General features: G+C 58.8%; 20 protein-coding genes. 18 read left to right on the plus strand and 2 right to left on the minus strand.

The genetic code is table 11. From position 1 onward, the window contains the following. The first annotated feature begins 5 nt into the window (after positions 1 to 5). From CSZ94_RS17800 to CSZ94_RS17825, 6 genes are all read left to right on the plus strand, one after another. The gene (locus tag CSZ94_RS17800) at positions 6 to 776 is read left to right on the plus strand and encodes an ABC transporter ATP-binding protein (RefSeq protein ID WP_102122734.1); all 771 of its coding nucleotides are present in this window, start codon (positions 6 to 8) and stop codon (positions 774 to 776) included. Further along, the gene (locus CSZ94_RS17805) at positions 776 to 1,504 is read left to right on the plus strand and encodes an ABC transporter ATP-binding protein (protein ID WP_102122735.1); all 729 of its coding nucleotides are present in this window, start codon (positions 776 to 778) and stop codon (positions 1,502 to 1,504) included. The genes CSZ94_RS17800 and CSZ94_RS17805 overlap by 1 nt, the downstream gene beginning before the upstream one ends. 69 nt (positions 1,505 to 1,573) lie before the next feature. Further along, positions 1,574 to 2,782, plus strand: a complete 1,209-nt coding sequence (locus CSZ94_RS17810) for an ABC transporter substrate-binding protein (protein ID WP_102122736.1) — start codon at positions 1,574 to 1,576, stop codon at positions 2,780 to 2,782. A gap of 162 nt (positions 2,783 to 2,944) precedes the next feature. After that, a complete protein-coding gene (locus CSZ94_RS17815) occupies positions 2,945 to 3,829 on the plus strand; it encodes a branched-chain amino acid ABC transporter permease (protein WP_034752662.1) in 885 nt (294 codons plus the stop codon). 31 nt (positions 3,830 to 3,860) lie between these two features. Beyond that, positions 3,861 to 4,841: a branched-chain amino acid ABC transporter permease gene (locus CSZ94_RS17820; protein WP_102122737.1), complete on the plus strand. Its 981-nt coding sequence runs from the start codon at positions 3,861 to 3,863 to the stop codon at positions 4,839 to 4,841. An 82-nt stretch (positions 4,842 to 4,923) separates the two neighbouring features. Next, positions 4,924 to 6,987 carry a 3-hydroxybutyrate oligomer hydrolase family protein gene (locus CSZ94_RS17825; protein WP_374703591.1) on the plus strand — a complete coding sequence of 688 codons (2,064 nt, stop codon included), beginning with the start codon at positions 4,924 to 4,926 and terminating at the stop codon, positions 6,985 to 6,987. A 3-nt stretch (positions 6,988 to 6,990) separates the two neighbouring features. On the opposite strand, the gene CSZ94_RS17830 is transcribed toward CSZ94_RS17825, so the two are convergent. Continuing rightward, on the minus strand, positions 6,991 to 8,148 hold the full coding sequence (locus tag CSZ94_RS17830) for an iron-containing alcohol dehydrogenase (RefSeq protein ID WP_102122739.1): 1,158 nt from the start codon (positions 8,146 to 8,148) through the stop codon (positions 6,991 to 6,993). Between the two features lie 186 nt (positions 8,149 to 8,334). Next, positions 8,335 to 8,655: a DMT family transporter gene (locus CSZ94_RS17835; RefSeq protein WP_102122740.1), complete on the minus strand. Its 321-nt coding sequence runs from the start codon at positions 8,653 to 8,655 to the stop codon at positions 8,335 to 8,337. A gap of 316 nt (positions 8,656 to 8,971) precedes the next feature. Here CSZ94_RS17835 and mnmG point away from each other — a divergent pair, with 316 nt between their 5' ends. The 12 genes from mnmG to atpD all read left to right on the plus strand — a co-directional run bounded on the left by mnmG (position 8,972) and on the right by atpD (position 20,330). Then, entirely contained in the window at positions 8,972 to 10,909 is a 1,938-nt protein-coding gene (mnmG, locus tag CSZ94_RS17840; RefSeq protein ID WP_102122741.1) for a tRNA uridine-5-carboxymethylaminomethyl(34) synthesis enzyme MnmG, read from the plus strand. Then, positions 10,906 to 11,550 (plus strand): 16S rRNA (guanine(527)-N(7))-methyltransferase RsmG, encoded by a 645-nt coding sequence (gene rsmG, locus CSZ94_RS17845; protein ID WP_102122742.1) that lies wholly within the window; start codon positions 10,906 to 10,908, stop codon positions 11,548 to 11,550. Before mnmG ends, rsmG begins: the two co-directional genes overlap by 4 nt. Positions 11,551 to 11,718: 168 nt before the next feature. After that, positions 11,719 to 12,489 carry a ParA family protein gene (locus CSZ94_RS17850; RefSeq protein ID WP_010393800.1) on the plus strand — a complete coding sequence of 257 codons (771 nt, stop codon included), beginning with the start codon at positions 11,719 to 11,721 and terminating at the stop codon, positions 12,487 to 12,489. A 65-nt stretch (positions 12,490 to 12,554) separates the two neighbouring features. After that, positions 12,555 to 13,439 (plus strand): ParB/RepB/Spo0J family partition protein, encoded by an 885-nt coding sequence (locus CSZ94_RS17855; protein ID WP_102122743.1) that lies wholly within the window; start codon positions 12,555 to 12,557, stop codon positions 13,437 to 13,439. Positions 13,440 to 13,709: 270 nt separating this feature from the next. Next, positions 13,710 to 14,078 carry an ATP synthase subunit I gene (locus CSZ94_RS17860; protein WP_102122744.1) on the plus strand — a complete coding sequence of 123 codons (369 nt, stop codon included), beginning with the start codon at positions 13,710 to 13,712 and terminating at the stop codon, positions 14,076 to 14,078. A gap of 51 nt (positions 14,079 to 14,129) precedes the next feature. Beyond that, entirely contained in the window at positions 14,130 to 14,939 is an 810-nt protein-coding gene (gene atpB, locus CSZ94_RS17865; RefSeq protein ID WP_102122745.1) for a F0F1 ATP synthase subunit A, read from the plus strand. Positions 14,940 to 14,998: 59 nt separating this feature from the next. Further along, positions 14,999 to 15,280: a F0F1 ATP synthase subunit C gene (gene atpE, locus CSZ94_RS17870; RefSeq protein WP_010393790.1), complete on the plus strand. Its 282-nt coding sequence runs from the start codon at positions 14,999 to 15,001 to the stop codon at positions 15,278 to 15,280. 43 nt (positions 15,281 to 15,323) lie between these two features. Beyond that, positions 15,324 to 15,794: a F0F1 ATP synthase subunit B gene (locus CSZ94_RS17875; RefSeq protein WP_102122746.1), complete on the plus strand. Its 471-nt coding sequence runs from the start codon at positions 15,324 to 15,326 to the stop codon at positions 15,792 to 15,794. 2 nt (positions 15,795 to 15,796) lie between these two features. Continuing rightward, complete coding sequence (locus CSZ94_RS17880) at positions 15,797 to 16,342, plus strand: F0F1 ATP synthase subunit delta (protein WP_010393786.1); 546 nt, start codon at positions 15,797 to 15,799, stop codon at positions 16,340 to 16,342. A gap of 78 nt (positions 16,343 to 16,420) precedes the next feature. Continuing rightward, positions 16,421 to 17,962 (plus strand): F0F1 ATP synthase subunit alpha, encoded by a 1,542-nt coding sequence (gene atpA, locus CSZ94_RS17885; protein ID WP_077398373.1) that lies wholly within the window; start codon positions 16,421 to 16,423, stop codon positions 17,960 to 17,962. Between the two features lie 62 nt (positions 17,963 to 18,024). Continuing rightward, on the plus strand, positions 18,025 to 18,900 hold the full coding sequence (gene atpG, locus CSZ94_RS17890) for a F0F1 ATP synthase subunit gamma (RefSeq protein ID WP_102122747.1): 876 nt from the start codon (positions 18,025 to 18,027) through the stop codon (positions 18,898 to 18,900). Between the two features lie 29 nt (positions 18,901 to 18,929). Continuing rightward, positions 18,930 to 20,330 (plus strand): F0F1 ATP synthase subunit beta, encoded by a 1,401-nt coding sequence (gene atpD, locus CSZ94_RS17895; RefSeq protein ID WP_102122748.1) that lies wholly within the window; start codon positions 18,930 to 18,932, stop codon positions 20,328 to 20,330. Positions 20,331 to 20,381: the final 51 nt, after the last annotated feature.

A 20,381-nucleotide genomic window follows, 5' to 3' on the forward strand; every position in this document is an offset into this window, starting at 1 on the left:
ACACGATGTCAAACGTAATCTTGGAAACAAGAAATTTGACCAAGGAATTCAAGGGTTTCACCGCCGTGAGCGAGGTGAACCTGCAGGTAGAGCGGGGCCATATCCATGCCTTGATCGGTCCTAACGGCGCCGGCAAGACCACGTGTTTCAACTTGCTCACCAAATTCCTGGTCCCCACTTCCGGGCAAATCCTGTTCAATGGGAAAGATATCACGGCCGCCAAACCGGCGCAGATCGCCCGCATGGGCGTGATCCGTTCCTTCCAGATTTCCGCCGTCTTCCCGCATTTGTCCGTGCTGCAAAATGTGCGCATCGGCTTGCAGCGCCAGCTGGGCACCTCGTTCCACTTCTGGCAGAGCGAACGCTCCTTGAACCAGCTCAACGACCGCGCCATGGCCTTGCTGGCCGAGGTCGACCTGACGGAGTTTGCCGACACTATCACGATCGACATGCCCTACGGGCGCAAACGGGCGCTGGAAATTGCCACCACCTTGGCGATGGAGCCGGAAATGATGCTGCTCGACGAGCCGACGCAGGGTATGGGCCACGAAGACGTGCACCGCGTCACCGAGTTGATCAAGAAAGTTTCGGCCGGGCGCACGATTTTGATGGTGGAGCACAATATGAGCGTGGTCTCTGGCATCTGCGACAAGATTTCCGTCCTGCAACGCGGCGCCATGCTGGCCGAAGGCAGTTATGCGGAAGTGTCGCGCAATCCGCACGTGATGGAAGCGTATATGGGCACCACCCACGCGGAACTGGAAGGGGCGCATTGATGGCGACACAAGTGAATGGCAGCGCACCCGCGCTGGAAATTGCGCAACTGCACACCTGGTATGGCGAATCGCACATCCTGCACGACGTGAATCTGAAAGTGGAGCAGGGCGAAGTGGTGACGTTGCTGGGCCGCAACGGCGCCGGCCGCACGACCACCTTGCGCGCCATCATGGGGCTGACGGGGGCGCGCACGGGTTCCATCAAAGTCAACGGCGTCGAAGCGATAGGTTTGGCCACGCACAAAATCGCCCACCTGGGCATCGGGTATTGTCCCGAAGAGCGCGGCATTTTTTCATCGCTGTCGACCGAGGAAAACCTGCTGCTGCCACCGACCCTGGCCAGCGGCGAGAAGGGCATGTCGGTGGAGGAAATCTACGCCATGTTCCCGAATTTGCAGGAACGGCGCCATAGCCAGGGTACGCGATTGTCGGGCGGGGAACAGCAGATGCTGGCCGTGGCGCGCATCCTGCGCACGGGCGCGCGCCTGCTGCTGCTCGATGAAATATCCGAAGGCCTGGCGCCCGTCATCGTGCAAGGGCTGGCGCGCATGATCACCACCCTGAAAGCGAAGGGCTACACCATTGTCATGGTGGAACAGAATTTCCGGTTTGCCACACCGCTGGCGGACCGGTTTTATGTGATGGAGCACGGTCAGATCGTCGAGACTTTTGCGGCATCCGAACTGGAGGCCAAGATGCCGGTATTGACCGAGCTGCTAGGCGTGTAGTCACCATGTAGTACGCGTCATCGTCCAGCAATCGACTGAATAGCAAACAATAATCCCAACGGAGACACTATGAAACGTAACGCTATCGCTATTGCCACCGCCACTCTTTGCGCCCTGGGCTTTTCCGCAGCGGCGCACGCCCAGGTATCGGGCGACACCATCAAGATCGGTTTTATTTCCGACATGTCGGGCGTGTATTCCGATGTCGACGGCCTCGGCGGCGCAGAAGCCATCAAGATGGCGATCGCCGATGCCGGCGTGGTACTGGCCGGCAAAAAGGTGGAATTCATTTCCGCCGACCATCAAAACAAGGCTGACATCGCCGCCTCGAAGGCGCGCGAATGGTTCGACCAGCAGGGCGTCGACATGCTGATCGGCGGCACCAATTCCGGCGCCAGCCTGGCCATGGCCAAGGTGGCGGCGGAAAAGAAGAAAATCTTCATCGCCATCGGCGCCGGCTCCTCGCGCCTGACGAATGAAGAATGCACGCCCTACACCGTGCATTACGCCTACGACACGGTGGCGCTGGCGCGCGGTACGGGCGGCACCATCGTCAAGCAGGGCGGCAAGAGCTGGTATTTCATGACGGCCGACTACGCGTTTGGCCACTCGCTGGAAAAAGACACGGCCGAGGTCGTCAAGGCGGCCGGCGGCAAGGTGCTGGGTAGCGTCAAGCATCCGCTCGGTGCCTCGGATTTCTCATCCTTCCTGCTGCAGGCGCAGGCAGCCAAACCGCAAATCCTGGGCTTGGCCAATGCGGGCGGCGACGCCATCAACAGCATCAAGGCGGCCAACGAGTTTGGCTTGACGAAGTCGATGAAACTGGCTGGCTTGCTGATCTTCATCAATGACATCCATTCGCTGGGCTTGAACCTGACGCAAGGCATGTACTTGACCGATGGCTGGTACTGGGACTTGAATGCGGAAACGCGCGCCTGGTCGAAACGCTATTTCGCCAAGATGAAAAAAGAGCCGTCGATGCTGCAGGCGGCCGACTATTCGGCTGCGGCGACCTACCTGAAAGCCGTCAAGGCGCTGGGGACGGATGACACCGAGAAGGTCATGGCCTACCTGAAAAAGACCAAGATCAACGATATGTTCACCCAAAATGGCGAAGTGCGGCCCGATGGCCGCATGGTCCACGATATGTATTTGATGGAAGTCAAAAAGCCATCCGAGTCGAAATACCCATGGGATTACTACAAGGTGGTCGCCACCGTGCCCGGTGCGCAGGCGTATGTAACCAAGGCCGAATCGAAGTGTTCGTTGTGGAAGTAAGGCTGTAGCCATACCTTTAGCGGATCGCCCGCCTGCGCGCGAGCGCTCTGTCCTGCACGTTTCGCTCGCAGGGTTCGCCTTGCGCCGCCGCACCAGTCTGCGGCGGCGTGTTTCCCTTGATACCACACCGCTACCCGGCGGTGCTTTTTATACTGTGATGCCATGGAAATTTTCGGCGTTCCAATACAAGCGATGATGAGCCAGCTGCTGCTGGGTCTTGTCAACGGCTCGTTCTATGCCATGTTGTCCCTCGGTCTGGCCGTCATCTTCGGCTTGCTCAATGTTATTAATTTCTCGCACGGCGCCATGTACATGATGGGCGCCTTCCTGGCCTGGATGGGCCTCAGTTATTTCGACATCAATTACTGGGCCATGCTGGTCATCGCCCCGATCCTCGTCGGCCTGGTCGGCATCCTGATCGAAAAGACCATGCTGCGCTGGCTATATAAACTCGACCACCTGTATGGCTTGCTGCTGACCTTTGGCATCACCCTGATCATGGAAGGCGTGTTTCGCTCCTTCTATGGCGTCTCGGGCCAGCCGTATGCGGTGCCCGAAGCGCTGGCCGGTGCGACGGACCTGGGCTTCATGATCTTGCCGAACTACCGCGCCTGGGTGGTGATCGCTTCGCTGTCCGTGTGCCTGGCTACCTGGTTCGTCATCGAAAAAACCAAATTGGGCGCCTACCTGCGGGCCGGTACGGAAAACCCGAAACTGGTGGAAGCGTTCGGCATCAATGTGCCGCTGATGGTCACCCTGACCTTTGGCTTTGGCGTGGCGCTGGCCGGTTTCGCCGGCGTGCTGGCGGCACCGATCATCCAGGTTTCGCCGCTGATGGGCTCGAACCTCATCATCGTCGTGTTTGCCGTGGTGGTGATTGGTGGCATGGGTTCCATCATGGGCTCCATCCTGACGGGCCTGGGCCTGGGCGTGATCGAGGGCCTGACCCGCGTGTTCTACCCGGAAGGCTCGGCCACGGTGGTGTTCGTGGTGATGGTCATCGTGCTGCTGCTGCGTCCCGCCGGCCTGTTCGGCAAAGAAAAGTAATCCTCATCAGTCATGTATTGGAGCTACCACGATGAATAAGAATGTAGGTTACGCCATTGCCCTGCTGCTGGCGTTGGCGGCCCCGTTTTACGGCTATCCCGTCTTCCTGATGAAGTTGCTGTGCTTTGCCCTGTTTGCCTGCGCCTTTAACTTGCTGATCGGCTACACCGGCTTGCTGTCGTTCGGCCATGCGGCCTTCTTCGGCGGCGCCGGCTATGTCACCGGCTATGCGCTGCGGACCTGGGGCTGGCCGACGGAATTGGGCTTGCTGGCCGGCGTCGTCGCGGGTGCTTTGCTGGGCCTGGTGATCGGTAGCCTGGCGATCCGCCGCCAGGGCATTTACTTTACGATGATCACCCTGGCGCTGGCGCAGATGGTGTACTTCCTGGCCTTGCGCCTGCCATTCACGGGCGGCGAGGATGGTTTGCAGGGTGTTCCACGTGGAACCTTGCTGGGCATGATAGACCTGGGCAATGACACCGTACTGTATTACTTCGTGCTGGCTATCTTCATCGCCGGCTTTGCCCTGATCGTGCGCACCATCCACTCGCCGTTCGGCCAGGTGCTCAAGGCGATCAAGGAAAACGAACCGCGCGCCATCTCGCTGGGCTACGACGTCAACAAGTACAAGCTGATGGCCATCGTGCTGTCCGCTTCGCTGACCGCCCTGGCCGGTGCCACCAAGACCCTGGTGCTGGGCTTTGAAACCCTGACCGATGTGTACTGGGGCATGTCGGGCCTGGTTGTGCTGATGACACTGGTGGGCGGCATGGGCACGATGGCCGGTCCCATCCTCGGCGCCGTGCTGATCATCGCGCTGGAAAACAAGCTGGGCGATGTTGGCACCTATCTGGCCACGCACACGGGCATCGAGTGGTTCGGCACCCTGGGCGAATCGGTGGGCATGGTGACCGGCGTGATTTTCGTCATCTGCGTGCTGCTGTTCCGGCGCGGCATCGTCGGGGAAGCCATCGCGCGCTTCGGCGGCAGGGCTGCCAAAGCCGCTGTCTGATTTTCAAGCAACGCCGGACCGATAGTCCGGCGTTTTTCATTGTGCGTCCACTGTTACCTCAACGGAGAGAACCACCATGCAAATGACGATCACGCGCGCGGGCACGACTGGCATGAGCCTGTGTACCTTGCTGGCGTTGGCAGCCTGCGGCAGCAACCATACACCGGAAGAACTGAACCAGATGCCCGGCTACCTGGGCACCATCACGCGCGCGGACTACGACGGCAAGACGAATGATTTGCTGACGGCCGGCCTGGGCAAGACGGGACTGGCCGGTGCCGCGCCCGCGTATGCGAACGTGGAACAGCCGACGCCTGTCGAACTGCGCCGCAATGCGATTTACGCCAACTACCGCGCCGTGCTCGACATCGCCGCCAACAGCGGCTACGGCACCCTGTACGGTCCGAATGTCAATGCCAGCGGTAACGTGGGCACGGGCGAGGGCCTGGTCGCGGGCAGTGAATACATCGCCTATGCCGACGATGGTACGGGCAAGAAGAATGTCACCTTGATGGTGCAGGTGCCGGCCAGCTTCGATCCCGAGCATGCCTGCATCGTCACGGGCACGTCCAGCGGCTCGCGCGGCATCTACGGCGCCATCGGCAGTTCGGGGGAGTGGGGTTTGAAGAAAGGCTGCGCTGTAGCATATGCCGACAAGGGCTCCGGCACGGGCCTGTATGTGTTTGAAGATGACAGCGTCAACTTGCAGAACGGCCTGCGGGCGGGAAGGGTGGCTGCCGGCAAGAGCGCGCTCTTCGCGCCGGACCTGGGCGATGCCGAGCGGCTGGCCTGGGCTGGCGCCAATCCGAACCGTATCGCCTTCAAGCATGGGCACTCGCAGCAGAACCCGGAAAAGGACTGGGGCAAGGTGACCTTGCAGGCGGTCGAGATGGCGTATTTCGTCTTGAACGAACGTTATGGCGTGCTGGCCCGCGACGGCAGTGGGCGCATCGTGCGGCTGACGCCGAAGAACACCATCACGATCGCTTCGAGTATTTCCAACGGCGCCGGCTCGGCCTTGCTGGCGGCGGAACAGGATAGCAAGGGCTTGATCAGCGGCGTGGCGGCCAGCGAGCCGCAAATCCAGCCGGCGGCATCGGGCGCCTACAGCGTGCGCCAGGGCGGGGTGGTGGTGAATGCACCGGGGCGCGCGCTGTTCGACTACGCCACTTATGCGGCCCTGTATCAGCCGTGCATGGTCTCCGTGGCGGGCAATGCGGGACGCTGCACGGCACTGGTCGCCAAGGGCTTGTTGAACGGCGCCGACCTCTCGGCGCAGCAGGCGGACGCGAAGCAGCGCTTGCAGGCATATGGCTGGCTGGCCGTTTCCGATCCGCTGCAGGCATCGCACGCGGGCACGAACATTCTGGTGGCCGTCACGTATGCCTATGCTTACGGCAAGTTTTCCGTGACGGACAAGGTATGCGGTTTCACGTTTGCGCAGACCGATGGCAGCGGCAATCCAATCGCGTTCACCACGGCGCAAAAGGCAGCCAGCTTTGCCGCGCAGAACGGCATCCTCGGCAGTGTCGTGTACGAGAACAGCGTGGGTGGCGCCAAGGTCTACACGGCCGGCGTGTCGCCGTCAAACAGCCTGGCGGACCAGTCGCTCGATGGTTTTCTGTGCCTTCGCAGTCTGGCGACGGGGCGCGACGCCGTCAGCGGCGCCAACTTGCAGGGTACATTGGCCGGGCAAAGCGTGCGCGTGCGGACCGGCATGACAGAAGTGGCGGCCAGCGGCAAATTGAATGGCAAGCCGGCCATCATCGTGCATGGCCGCAGCGATACCCTGATTCCCGTCAATCACGCCTCGCGCGCCTACCTGGGGCTGAACGCTGCGGTGGAAGGCTCCGCCAGCCGCTTGCGCTATATCGAGGTGACGAATGCCAACCACTTCGATTCCTTCAGCAGCGCCTTGCCGACCCTGATCGTGCCCCTGCATGTGTACATGAACCGGGCACTCGATGCCATGTATGCGCACTTGAACGCCAAGCAGGCCTTGCCGCCCTCGCAGGTAGTGAGCAAGGTAACACGCGCCGATGCGTCAACCTTGATCACGAATCTCAACGTGCCGGCGATAGCGTCGACGCCAGCGGCAGGCAATGCGATCAGTGTGACGGGGAACGTGGTGGATGTGCCCAACTGAGTGTCATAGCGCGGCCGCATAGATGGCGCGGGCATCCTCGCGTGTGACGACGCGCGGATTGTTGCCCAGCAATCGCGTCTGCAGCATGGCGTCGTCGGCCAGTCGGTCCAGGTCGCTGGCCGCGATGCCCACCTCGCGCAGGGTGCGCGCGATGCCGGTGGCCAGGGCAATCTCTTGCATGGCGTCGATCAGGGCCATGGCCCGCGCTTCTTCGCTGCCCGTGATGCCGGGCTGCACGACGGCTGCCAGTTGCGCATACAGGGGCGCCGCGTGGGACAGATTGAAACGCAGCACATGTGGCAGCACCAGCGCATTCGACAGGCCATGTGGCACGTGGAACAGGCCACCGATGGGATAGGCGAGTGCGTGCACGGCCGCGACAGGCGCATTGGCAAACGCCTGGCCGGCCAGCATGGCGCCCAGCAACATGGCCTGGCGTGCCGGCAAGTTGGCGCCATCGCGGCAGGCCGTGAGCAGATTGCTGGACAGCAGTGATAGCGCCTGGATGGCCAGCATGTCGGACAATGGATTCTTCAGCAGGCGGCTGGTATACGCTTCGATCGCATGCACCATGGCATCGATGCCGGTGGCGGCTGTCACGGCGGGCGGCAAACCCAGGGTCAGGCTGGCGTCGAGGATGGCCAGATCCGCATACAGTTGCGGCGCGACCACGCCCATCTTGCTGGTGGCGCCCGTAGTGACGATGGCGATATGCGTGACTTCCGAACCCGTTCCGGCCGTGGTCGGCAATTGCACCAGGGGCAGGCGCTGGCCGTGGACATTGCCGACGCCATACAGTTGCGCCAGTTCCTGGTGGCCCGGCGCCAGCACGGCGATCAGCTTGGCCACGTCCAGCGAGCTGCCGCCACCGAGGCCGATAATCAGTTCCACGTGAAACATACGGGCCTGTGCCACGCCGGCCAGCACGATGGCTTCGGGCGGATCGGCTTGCACGTCGGAAAATACGTGCGTCTCGATACCCGCCGTTTGCAAGCTGTACAGCGGATCATCTGCGAGTCCCGTACGCAGAAAACCCGCATCGGTGACGAGCAGCACGCGGCGCACGGTGGGGAAGTGATGGGCGATGTGCGCACCCAGCTGGGCGGCGGCGCCCTCTTCAACGATCAGATGCGGCACGGTGCGGAACTGGAAGGCGGACATGCAGACTCCTGACAACAAAGACAGACGCCAAGCTTACTCCGCGTTAGCGCCCCGCGCATGTTTCACGTGGAACCAGAAGCCGGGGCTACTCCCACTCCAGCGAAGGCATCAGGAAGATCACCTCGATATCGAACAGGATGAACAGGAGGACGGGAAAATAGTTTTCGAGGAGCATGGGGATTCCTCTCAGTGGCTGGAAGACATTTTCATCAGCACGATGCCGCAGACGATGAAGACGGCAGCGCACACGCGCATGGCGTTCAGTTGTTCACCGAGGGCGACGATGCCGACGATAAAGGCGCCGACGGCACCGACGCCGGTCCAGATGGTGTAGGCCGTGCCCAGGGGCAGGGTGCGCATGGCAATCGACAGCAAGCCGAAGCTGGCGATCATCATGACGATGGTCATCACGGAGGGAGTGAGCTTGGTGAAACCCTCGGAGAGTTTCATCGAGTATGCCCACACGACTTCAAACATGCCGGCAATGAGTAAAAGTATCCAGGCCATGGCGGCTCCTTATACAGAGCGGGCCGTCCCGGTGTGTGCCCATGATGGGGGAGGCCGTCCTCCTGGTGATCGTCCCGATGGGCACTGGCGTGACCACGGTGTTGCAAACGATGCGCCAATTGTAGCAAACATTGCCCGCCGCTGCAGCCCATCGCGAGCCCATAGAGTGTTCCACGTGAAACAGAAATCACCGCTGTCTTGCCACGGCTGAGTAAAAATTAAGCAAAAATTGAGCCGTGGGAGGTTGTGCTTGCAAAAAGACTCTATAATCGGAGCTCTCTTCCCGCATTTTTACTTGCACTGTTACCTATTTATCATGTTATTTCCTACAGAATTCGACGTCATCGTTGTCGGTGGTGGTCACGCCGGTACCGAGGCGGCCCTCGCTTCCGCCCGCATGGGGCAGAAGACGCTATTGCTCACGCATAATATTGAGACACTGGGCCAGATGTCGTGCAATCCCTCCATCGGTGGCATCGGCAAGGGCCACCTGGTCAAGGAGGTCGATGCCATGGGCGGCGCGATGGCGATTGCCACCGACGAGTCCGGCATCCAGTTCCGCATCCTGAATTCGTCGAAAGGCCCGGCAGTCCGCGCCACGCGCGCCCAGGCCGACCGCCTTCTCTATAAAGCCGCCATCCGTACACGCCTGGAAAACCAGCCGAATCTGTGGCTGTTCCAGCAAGCGGTCGATGATCTGATCGTCGAAGGAGACCGCGTCGTCGGTGCCGTGACGCAGATCGGTCTGAAGTTTCTGGCGCGCGCCGTGGTCTTGACGGCTGGCACTTTCCTCGACGGCAAGATCCACGTGGGCCTGAATAATTACTCGGCCGGCCGTGCCGGCGACCCGCCCGCCATCTCGCTGTCTGCCCGTTTGAAGGAATTGAAGCTGCCGCAGGGCCGCTTGAAAACGGGCACGCCGCCGCGCATCGATGGCCGCACGATCGACTTTTCCGTCATGCAAGAACAGGCGGGCGACCTCGATCCCGTACCCGTCTTCTCGGTGATGGGCAACACGTCCATGCACCCGCGCCAGGTGCCGTGCTGGGTCACGCACACGAATAGCCAGACGCACGACATCATCCGCGCCGGCCTCGACCGCAGCCCCATGTACACGGGCGTGATCGAGAGCGTGGGCCCCCGTTATTGCCCGTCCATCGAAGACAAGATCCACCGTTTCGCGGGCAAGGAATCGCACCAGATCTTCCTCGAACCGGAAGGCTTGACGACGCATGAGTTCTATCCGAACGGCATCTCCACCAGCCTGCCGTTCGACGTGCAGATCGCCCTGGTGCAATCGATGAAGGGCATGGAAAACGCCCACATCCTGCGCCCCGGCTACGCCATCGAATACGACTATTTCGACCCGCGCGGCTTGAAAGCCTCGCTGGAGACCAAGGCCGTGGCCGGCCTGTTCTTCGCCGGCCAGATCAACGGCACCACCGGCTACGAAGAAGCGGCCGCGCAAGGCATGCTGGCTGGCCTGAATGCGGCCTTGCTGACGCAGGACAAGGAAGCCTGGGTGCCGGGCCGCTCCGAGGCGTATCTGGGCGTGCTGGTCGACGACCTGATCACCCAGGGCGTGCAGGAACCGTACCGCATGTTCACCAGCCGCGCCGAGTACCGCTTGAGCCTGCGCGAAGACAATGCCGACATGCGCTTGACGGAAATCGGCCGCACCCTGGGTTGCGTCGGCGACGCCCAATGGCAAGCCTTCGAGACCAAGCGCGAAGCGGTGGCGCTGGAACTGCAGCGCCTGCGTTCCACGTGGGTCAATCCGCGTATCCTGGCGGCCGCCGAATCGGAACGCATCGTCGGCCAGGCCATCGAGCGCGAGTACTCGCTGGCGGATTTGCTGTGCCGCCCGAACGTCGCCTACGACACGCTGATGAGCATGACGGGCATGGAAGGCCAGGCCCTGGCCGGCCCCGGCGTGGAAGACCCCGCCGTGCGCGAGCAGGTGGAAATCCAGCTCAAATATGCGGGCTACATCGAGCGCCAGAGCAAGGAAATCGAGCGCCACGAACACTATGAAAACCTGGCCTTGCCGGCCGGTTTTAATTACCTGGACATCGGCGCGCTGTCGGTCGAAGTGCGGCAAAAACTCGACAAGCAGCGCCCGGAAACCCTGGGCCAGGCATCGCGCATTTCCGGTGTGACGCCGGCGGCGATTTCGCTGCTGCTGGTGCATTTGAAAAAGCGCGGTTTTGGTGCCGCGCAGACCACCACTTTAAAGGACGAGGTTGTTGAATGAAGCAGTTTGACCGGGCCGCACTGGCCCCCATTTTGAATGAAGGCATCGCCGCGCTAGGGCTGGACTTGAGCGCGGATCAGACGGAAAAACTGCTCGATTACCTGGCCTTGCTGGCCAAATGGAATAGCGTGTACAACCTGACGTCGGTGCGCGATCCCCTGCAGATGCTGACCTTGCACGTGCTCGATTCGCTGGCGGCCGTGCCCGCGTTTGTGGACGCCAAAAACGTGCTCGACGTGGGCGCCGGTGGCGGCTTGCCGGGCATGGTGCTGGCCATCGCGCGGCCCGATGTGAAGGTGTCGATGATCGACACGGTGCATAAAAAGACGGCCTTTCTGACACAAGTGAAGGCGGAACTGGGCTTGAGCAACGTCACCGTGTACACCAAGCGCGTGGAACAGCTGGAAGTGCAGCAGAAATTCGACGTGATCACCTCTCGCGCTTTCGCCGACCTGTCCGACTTCGTCAACTGGTCGGGCCACTTGCTGGAAGAGGACGGTCAGTTCATCGCCTTGAAAGGAATAGCGCCGCCAGACGAGCGCGAGCGACTGCCAGCGGAATGGCAAGTTACAGAGCTACGCGCAATCGCGGTGCCAGGGCTAAATGCAGAACGTCATCTGGTCTTTATAGCAAGAATTTGAACGCCATAAAATTAAATGATATAAATCATATATATGGTTTATACGGTATAAATAATATAAACGATATAAATGGTTTATATCGTATAAATGAAATAAATAGTATAAATCGTTTCGGAAAAATACCGAGGCGCATGATGAAGTTTGCATCTCTTTACAATTAGAAGATACATGGCCAAAATTTTTTGTGTAGCAAATCAAAAGGGTGGTGTTGGTAAAACCACAACAAGCGTCAACCTCTCCGCCGGTCTGGCCAAGTTGAACCAGCGCGTGCTGCTGGTCGACCTCGACCCGCAAGGCAATGCGACCATGGGCGCCGGCATCAACAAGGCCGGCCTGAAGGCGTCGACCTATGAAGTCATGCTGGGCGAGTCCGATGTCAAAACGGCACGCCAGCGATCGGAAGCGGGGCGTTTCGATGTCTTGCCGTCGAACCGCGAACTGGCCGGTGCCGAAGTGGAGATGGTCGAACTGGACAACCGCGAACGCCGCCTGAAGGAGGCGCTGGCCGAAGTCGACAGCGAATATGACTTCATCCTCGTCGATTGCCCGCCGGCATTGTCGATGCTGACCCTGAACGGCCTGTGTGCCGCGCATGGCGTGATCATCCCGATGCAGTGCGAGTACTATGCGCTGGAAGGCTTGTCCGACCTGGTCAACACCATCAAGAAGGTGCACGCCAACCTGAACCCGGATTTGAAGATCATCGGCTTGCTGCGCGTGATGTTCGATCCGCGCATGACATTATCACAACAAGTGTCGGCCCAGCTGGAGCAGCATTTCGGCGACAAGGTATTCAAGACCATCATCCCGCGCAATGTGCGCCTGGCCGAAGCGCCGTCGTACGGCTTGCCCGGCGTGACCTTCGACCCCAGCTCGAAAGGTGCCCAGGCGTATATCGCCTTCGGCGCCGAGATGGTTGAACGTATCAAACATATGTAAACAAAGGGCGAGCGGCTCGCAAGGAATGATGTGAGCACTTACTCTGAAAACACGATTAGGACAGCATGGCTACGAAAAAATTAAAAGGACTGGGTCGCGGACTCGACGCCCTCCTGGGCGGCGGCGGCGACTTCGCCAGTCCGGACACGCATCAACCGTCCCACTTGCCCGTGTCACAAATGCAAGCTGGCAAGTACCAGCCGCGCACGCGCATGGACGAGGGGGCCCTGAACGAACTGGCCGCCTCGATCAAGGCGCAAGGACTGATGCAGCCGATCCTGGTGCGCCCGATCGGGCAAGACACCCTGAGCGGCTTGATCAAATATGAAATCATCGCCGGTGAACGCCGCTTCCGCGCCTCGCAGTTGGCTGGCCTGACGGAAGTGCCGGTGCTGGTGCGCGACGTGGACGACCTTGCGGCAGCGGCCATGGCGCTGATCGAGAACATCCAGCGCGAAGACCTCAATCCCCTGGAAGAGGCGCAGGGCATCCACCGCCTGATCGCCGACTTTAATTTTACGCATGAGCAAGCGGCCACTGCGCTGGGACGTTCGCGCAGCGCGGTGTCGAATCTGCTCCGCCTGATGAACCTGGCCAGCCCCGTACAGACCATGCTGATGGCTGGCGATATCGACATGGGCCATGCCCGCGCCTTGCTGGCGGTCGATGCGGCCAGCCAGATCAATCTGGCCAACCAGGTGGTGGCCAAGCGCCTGTCGGTGCGCGAAACGGAAAAGCTCGTCACCCGCACGGTCGAGGAAGCGGCCAACCCCGTCGAACCGCGGCAAAAGGAAAAGTCCGGCGACATCGCCCGCCTGGAAGAAGAGTTGTCCGATACGCTGGCCACGCCCGTGGTGTTCAAAATGGGCAACAAAGGTCGTGGACAATTAGTGATCGATTTTGCCGATCTTGACGTGCTCGATGGATTGTTGACCCGCTTGCGTGGTTAAATAGCAAGCTGCACAGACATGGGGAGTGTGGGTGTGGATAATCCGGCCATGCTTTCCAGATGCACCACGTGATTCCTTGATAACACGGCTGGAAGCGGCCAGACAAGCGACTTTGCCATATAGTGGTGCAAATGGCGGCGAATAGTCGGTAAGGCGTCAGTTTCACGCCGCAATTGCCCTGCTGCGGTGCAGCAACGTTTGACTCGATAGATCAAAGCCAACTATAATCCCGTGTCTTTGCGTGTGTAGATTTTTTTGGGAACCTGGCAATTGAGTGATTCACAACAAAGTATTGCCAAGCCCGTCTACAAAGTAGTTGCCTTGCAGCTAGCAATCGTGATCAGCTTTGCCACAGTCACCCTGTTTTTCGGTGGTAGTGTGAGAGGCTGGTCCGCCGCATGCGGCGGTGCGATCGCCGTCGCCGGCAGTCTAGCGTATGCCTTGCTGGTGGTTCGCGGTAGTAGCGACGCCAAAAAGGCTTTTCGCGCGCACTTGCGTGCGGAAATGGTGAAAATATTTATTACAGCAGTGCTGTTTATATTGGCACTGATGTTGTTTCAGTCGGCCGCCTGGTTATGGCTGATCTTGGGTTTCGCGGTGGCAACCTTAGCATACTGGTTTTCATTGCTCGCTGTTTAATCATTGGTTTTGGGGCCTGTTGTGCTCTGAAACGACAAATCTAAATTCATTATGACCACAGAACACGCTATTGAAGCGGGCCATGCTGCCCCGGCCAACGCCACAGAATACATCAGCCACCACTTGACCCACTTGAAAAGCGCCGACGGCGCCTTCAATCTGGACACATTCTGGGTGTCTGCCATCATGGGCTTTGTTTTCCTTGCCGTTTTCTACATGGCTTCGCGCCGCGCGACGGCCGGTGTTCCTGGCAAACTGCAAAACTTCGTCGAAATGATCATGGAAATGGTCAATGAGACTATTAATGGGGCCTTCCACGCAAAAAGCAAGATCATCGCGCCGCTGGCCATCACGATTTTCGTGTGGGTCTGGTTGTTGAACGCGATGGACTTCTTGCCGGTGGACCTGCTGCCGAAGGTTTTGAGCTGGTTTGGCGTGCATAAGTTGCGCGTGGTGCCGACCGCCGACGTCAACCATACTTTTGGCATGTCGTTGTCGGTCGTAGTGTGCATTATCGCGTTTTCCATCAAGGCCAAGGGCCTGGGCGGCTGGATCAAGGAATTGTTTACCGCGCCTTTCCATGCAAGTGGCATCATCGGCACGATCTTGTTGGCACCAGTTAATTTCTTGCTGCAAATGGTTGAGTTGGTTGCAAAACTGATCTCCCTGTCGCTGCGACTGTTCGGCAATATGTATGCCGGTGAGCTGATTTTCATCTTGATCGCGTTGTTGCCTTGGTGGGCACAGTGGGCGTTGGGTGGTCCATGGGCAATTTTCCATATCTTGATTGTAACTTTGCAAGCTTTTGTGTTTATGGCGTTGACGGTTGTGTATCTGAGCCTTGCGGTTGAGAAACATTAATCATTAACTTTATATTTTGTTTTTTTAGTATCTTTCGTTTTTAAATTTAGGAGAATTTTATGCAAGCTCTGATCGCACAAGTACAAAGCATGACCGTTCTGGCAGCAGCAATCATCATCGGCCTGGCCGCAATCGGCACCGCTCTGGGCTTCGCTATTCTGGGTGGCAAATTCCTGGAAGCTTCGGCACGTCAACCAGAACTGATGCCACAACTGCAAACCAAACTGTTCGTTATCGCCGGTCTGCTGGATGCTATCTCGATGATCGGCGTTGGTATCGCTCTGCTGTACACGTTCGCTAACCCGTTCCTGGCTCCATTGATGGCTGCTGTTGCTCAGTAATTCGCTCCAATCCTAGGAGAAACTTTTAGTCAGGAGCAAAGGTATGGACATCAATATGTCGCTCATCGGCCAGATGATCACCTTCGCGGTGTTGGTCTGGGTCTCGATGAAGTTCGTATTTCCACCGCTGAACACAGCGCTGGATGAGCGTGCCAAACGAATCGCGGATGGATTGGCTGCGGCCGATCAAGGTCAGGCTTCGATGGCTGTCGCTGAAAAGCGTGCGCAAGAGGCATTGAACAGTGCACGTGAAGAAGCGTCGCAACGCGTTGCGGATGCTGAAAAGCGCGCGCAGCTGGTTGCTGAAGAGATCAAGCAAAATGCACAAGCTGAAGCTGCGCGTATCATTGCGCAAGCCCAGTCGGACGCCGAACAGCAACTGTCAAAAGCACGCGAACAATTGCGCGCTCAGGTGGCTGACCTGGCTGTCAAGGGTGCCGAGCAGATCTTGAAGCGTGAAGTCAACGCTACGGCTCACGCCGAAATGTTGCAGCGTCTTGCTGTCGAGCTGTAATCATGGCAGAACTCGCAACCGTCGCCCGTCCCTACGCGGAAGCTTTGTTCCGCGTAGCCCAAGCTGGTAAGGAGTCAAGCAACCTCGCGGCGTGGTCCGAACTGGTGTCTGAACTGGCACAGATCGGTAGCCACCCCGAGGTACAGGCGTACGCGCGCAATCCGAAAGTTTCGGAAAGCGACGTCGCCGCCACCATCCTGTCGTTGTTGAAATCGCCGCTCAATGAAGAAGTGAAAAACTTCGTCACGTTGTTGATCGAAAATGGCCGCATCAGCCTGCTGCCGGAAATCGGCGCGCAATTCCATACCTTGAAAAATGGTCTGGAAGGTGCGGCTGACGCCGAGATCACGAGCGCTTTCGATCTGAGCGAAGGCCAAACGGCCGAGCTGGTCGCAACGCTGGAAAAGAAATTCAGTCGTAAGCTCAACCCTGCCGTCACAGTGGATCCATCGCTGCTCGGCGGCGTGCGCGTGGTTGTTGGCGACCAAGTGCTCGACACCTCGGTGCGCGCCAAGCTGCAGCAACTGCACGCTGCATTGGTGTCGTAAGACACGCGCTTCGGCAGGCCAGCTAAGACAGACCCTTACCCCTCGCGCAAGCTGAGAGAAACACTTTTAGGAGTTAGTATGCAACTCAACCCATCTGAAATCAGCGAGTTGATCAAGAGCCGGATCCAAGGTCTTGATGGCGGCGCTGAAGTGCGTAATCAAGGCACGGTTATTTCCGTCGCCGACGGTATCTGCCGCATCCACGGTTTGTCGGACGTGATGCAAGGCGAGATGCTGGAATTCCCAGGCAACACGTTTGGCCTGGCAATGAATCTGGAACGCGACTCCGTCGGTTCCGTGATTCTGGGTGCCTACGAGCACATCTCCGAAGGCGACACGGTGAAATGCACCGGCCGCATTCTGGAAGTGCCAGTCGGTCCTGAGCTGCTCGGTCGCGTTGTCAACGCGCTGGGTCAGCCAATCGACGGCAAAGGCGCCATCGACACGAAACTGACGGCCGCGATTGAAAAAATCGCTCCGGGCGTGATCGCCCGTGAGTCCGTTTCGCAACCAATGCAAACCGGCCTGAAGTCGATCGATGCGATGGTTCCAGTTGGCCGCGGCCAGCGCGAACTGATCATCGGCGACCGTCAAACCGGCAAGTCGGCTGTAGCGATTGATGCGATCATCAATCAAAAAGGCCAGGGCATGAAATGTATCTACGTCGCGATTGGCCAAAAAGCCTCGTCGATCAAGAACATCGTGCGCTCGCTGGAACAGCACGGCGCGATGGAATACACCATCGTTGTCGCCGCTTCCGCTTCGGAATCGGCCGCCATGCAATACATCTCGCCGTACTCCGGTTGCGCCATGGGCGAATACTTCCGTGACCGCGGTGAAGATGCACTGATCGTCTACGATGATCTGTCCAAACAAGCTGTTGCTTACCGTCAAATCTCGCTGCTGCTGCGCCGTCCACCAGGTCGCGAAGCGTACCCAGGCGACGTGTTCTACCTGCACAGCCGCCTGCTGGAACGCGCAGCACGCGTGAACGCCGACTACGTCGAGAAGTTCACCGACGGCGCCGTCAAAGGCAAGACCGGTTCCCTGACGGCTCTGCCGATCATTGAAACGCAAGCTGGCGACGTGTCCGCCTTCGTTCCAACCAACGTGATTTCGATTACCGACGGTCAGATATTCCTGGAAACCTCGCTGTTCAACGCCGGTATCCGTCCTGCCATTAACGCCGGTATTTCCGTATCGCGCGTCGGTGGCGCCGCCCAGACCAAGGTCATCAAAAACCTGTCCGGCGGTATCCGTACCGACTTGGCGCAGTACCGTGAATTGGCTGCGTTTGCGCAGTTCGCATCCGACCTGGATGAGTCGACCCGCAAGCAGCTGGACCGTGGTGCCCGCGTCACGGAATTGCTCAAGCAAGCCCAGTACTCGCCATTGTCGATCTCGCTGATGGCCGTATCGCTGTTCTCGGTGAACAAAGGCTTCATGGACGACGTGCCAGTCAAGCAAGTGCTGTCGTTCGAAGCTGGTGTCCACGCTTACATGAAGACCAAGCAAGCTGCTCTGCTGGCCAAGATCGAAGAAACCAAGCAACTCGACAAAGACAGCGAAGCAACTCTGTCGGCGGCCATTGCTGATTTCAAGAAATCCGGCGCATATTAAGCGGCCAGGCGGCGCCCGCCTCGAGTGAGGCGCCGCCCTACGCGCAGAAGGAGTAAGGACTCATGGCATCAAGCAAAGAGATACGAGGCAAGATCAAGAGCGTAGAGAATACGAAGAAGATCACCAAGGCGATGGAAATGGTCGCCGCGTCCAAAATGCGCAAGGCGCAAGACCGGATGCGGGCCGCCCGTCCCTATAGTGACAAGATTCGGAATATCGCCGCCAATCTGGCGACCGCCAATCCGGAATACACGCACCCGTTCCTGGCAGTTGCCCAGGGTACGCAAGCGAAGGCAGTGGGTTTCATCGTTGTCACGACCGACAAGGGTCTGTGCGGCGGCATGAACACCAACATCCTGCGCCAGGTGACGTCGAAGTCGCGCGAGCTGGAAGCAGCTGGCAACCGGATTGAAGCAGTTGCCATCGGTAACAAGGGTTTGGGTTTTTTGAATCGCATCGGCGTCAAGATCATCGCGCACGCCATTCAAACCGGTGATACGCCCCACCTGGACAAATTGATCGGACCCGTCAAGGTCATGCTCGAAGAGTTCCAGGCAGGCAAGATCGATGCAGTGTACCTGTGCTACACCAAATTCATCAACACGATGAAACAGGAACCAGTCGTGGAGCAATTGCTGCCCCTGACGGCCGACAAGATGGTCGCCGACAAGAGCGCCCACACGTGGGATTACATCTACGAGCCGGATGCGCAAAGCGTGATCGACGAATTGCTGGAGCGCTATGTAGAAGCGCTGGTGTACCAGGCAGTCGCAGAGAATCTGGCGTCCGAGCAATCGGCACGGATGGTCGCGATGAAAGCTGCAAGCGACAACGCGGGTAGTGTGATCGGTGAACTGAAGCTGATCTACAACAAGACCCGCCAAGCTGCGATTACCAAAGAACTCTCCGAAATCGTCGCCGGTGCGGCTGCGGTTTAAACGAATTTAACTATATTGAAGGAACGAACATGGCTGATGGCAAAATCGTTCAGTGTATCGGCGCTGTGGTGGACGTTGAGTTTCCCCGCAACGCTGTGCCCAAGGTATTTGATGCCTTGAAAATGGAGGGCTCAGCACTGACCCTGGAAGTACAACAACAGTTGGGCGACGGCGTGGTGCGTACCATTGCACTCGGTTCGTCCGATGGCCTGCGTCGCGGCATGATGATCCAGAACACCGGCAAACCTATCATGGTGCCAGTCGGTAAAGCAACCCTGGGTCGCATCATGGACGTGCTGGGTAACCCGATCGACGAATGCGGCCCAGTGTCGCACGAGCAGATCGCGTCGATCCACCGCACCGCTCCTGCCTACGACGAACTGTCGCCATCGCAAGAACTGCTGGAAACCGGCATCAAGGTGATCGATCTGGTTTGCCCGTTTGCAAAAGGCGGTAAAGTTGGTCTGTTCGGCGGCGCTGGTGTAGGCAAGACCGTCAACATGATGGAACTGATTAACAACATCGCCAAAGCGCACAGCGGCGTGTCCGTGTTCGCCGGTGTCGGTGAGCGTACGCGTGAAGGTAACGACTTCTACCACGAGATGGCTGACGCGAAAGTGGTTGATCTGGAAAATCCAGAGAACTCCAAAGTAGCGATGGTTTACGGTCAGATGAATGAACCGCCAGGTAACCGTCTGCGCGTCGCGCTGACCGGCCTGACGATCGCTGAATCGTTCCGTGATGAAGGCAAGGACGTACTGTTCTTCGTCGACAACATCTACCGCTTCACGCTGGCAGGTACCGAAGTATCGGCACTGCTGGGCCGTATGCCGTCGGCTGTGGGTTACCAACCGACCCTGGCTGAAGAAATGGGCCGTCTGCAAGAGCGTATCACGTCGACCAAGACCGGTTCGATCACCTCGATCCAGGCCGTCTACGTGCCTGCCGATGATTACACCGATCCGTCGCCTGCTACCACGTTTGCTCACTTGGATTCGACCGTTGCGCTGTCGCGTGACATCGCTTCCCTGGGTATCTACCCAGCCGTGGACCCACTCGATTCGACCTCGCGTCAGCTCGATCCGTTGATCGTTGGTCAAGAGCACTATGACACCGCGCGTGCCGTGCAAACGACCCTGCAACGCTACAAGGAATTGCGCGACATTATCGCGATTCTGGGTATGGACGAGCTGGCACCGGAAGACAAACTGCTGGTCGCCCGTGCACGTAAGATGCAGCGTTTCCTGTCGCAGCCTTTCCACGTCGCTGAAGTCTTTACCGGCGCGCCGGGTAAATACGTTTCGCTCAAAGACACGATCAAGGGCTTCAAAATGATCGCTTCGGGCGAACTCGATCACCTGCCGGAACAAGCGTTCTACATGGTCGGCACGATCGAAGAAGCAATCGAAAAAGCCAAGAAACTTAACTAAGTTAAGTTTGGGCCTAACCCCGCCCTTTATACGGCGGGGTTCTTCAACCCG

Source organism: Janthinobacterium sp. ROICE36 (assembly GCF_002869965.1).
In the GTDB taxonomy this organism is placed as follows: Bacteria; Pseudomonadota; Gammaproteobacteria; order Burkholderiales; family Burkholderiaceae_D; genus Janthinobacterium.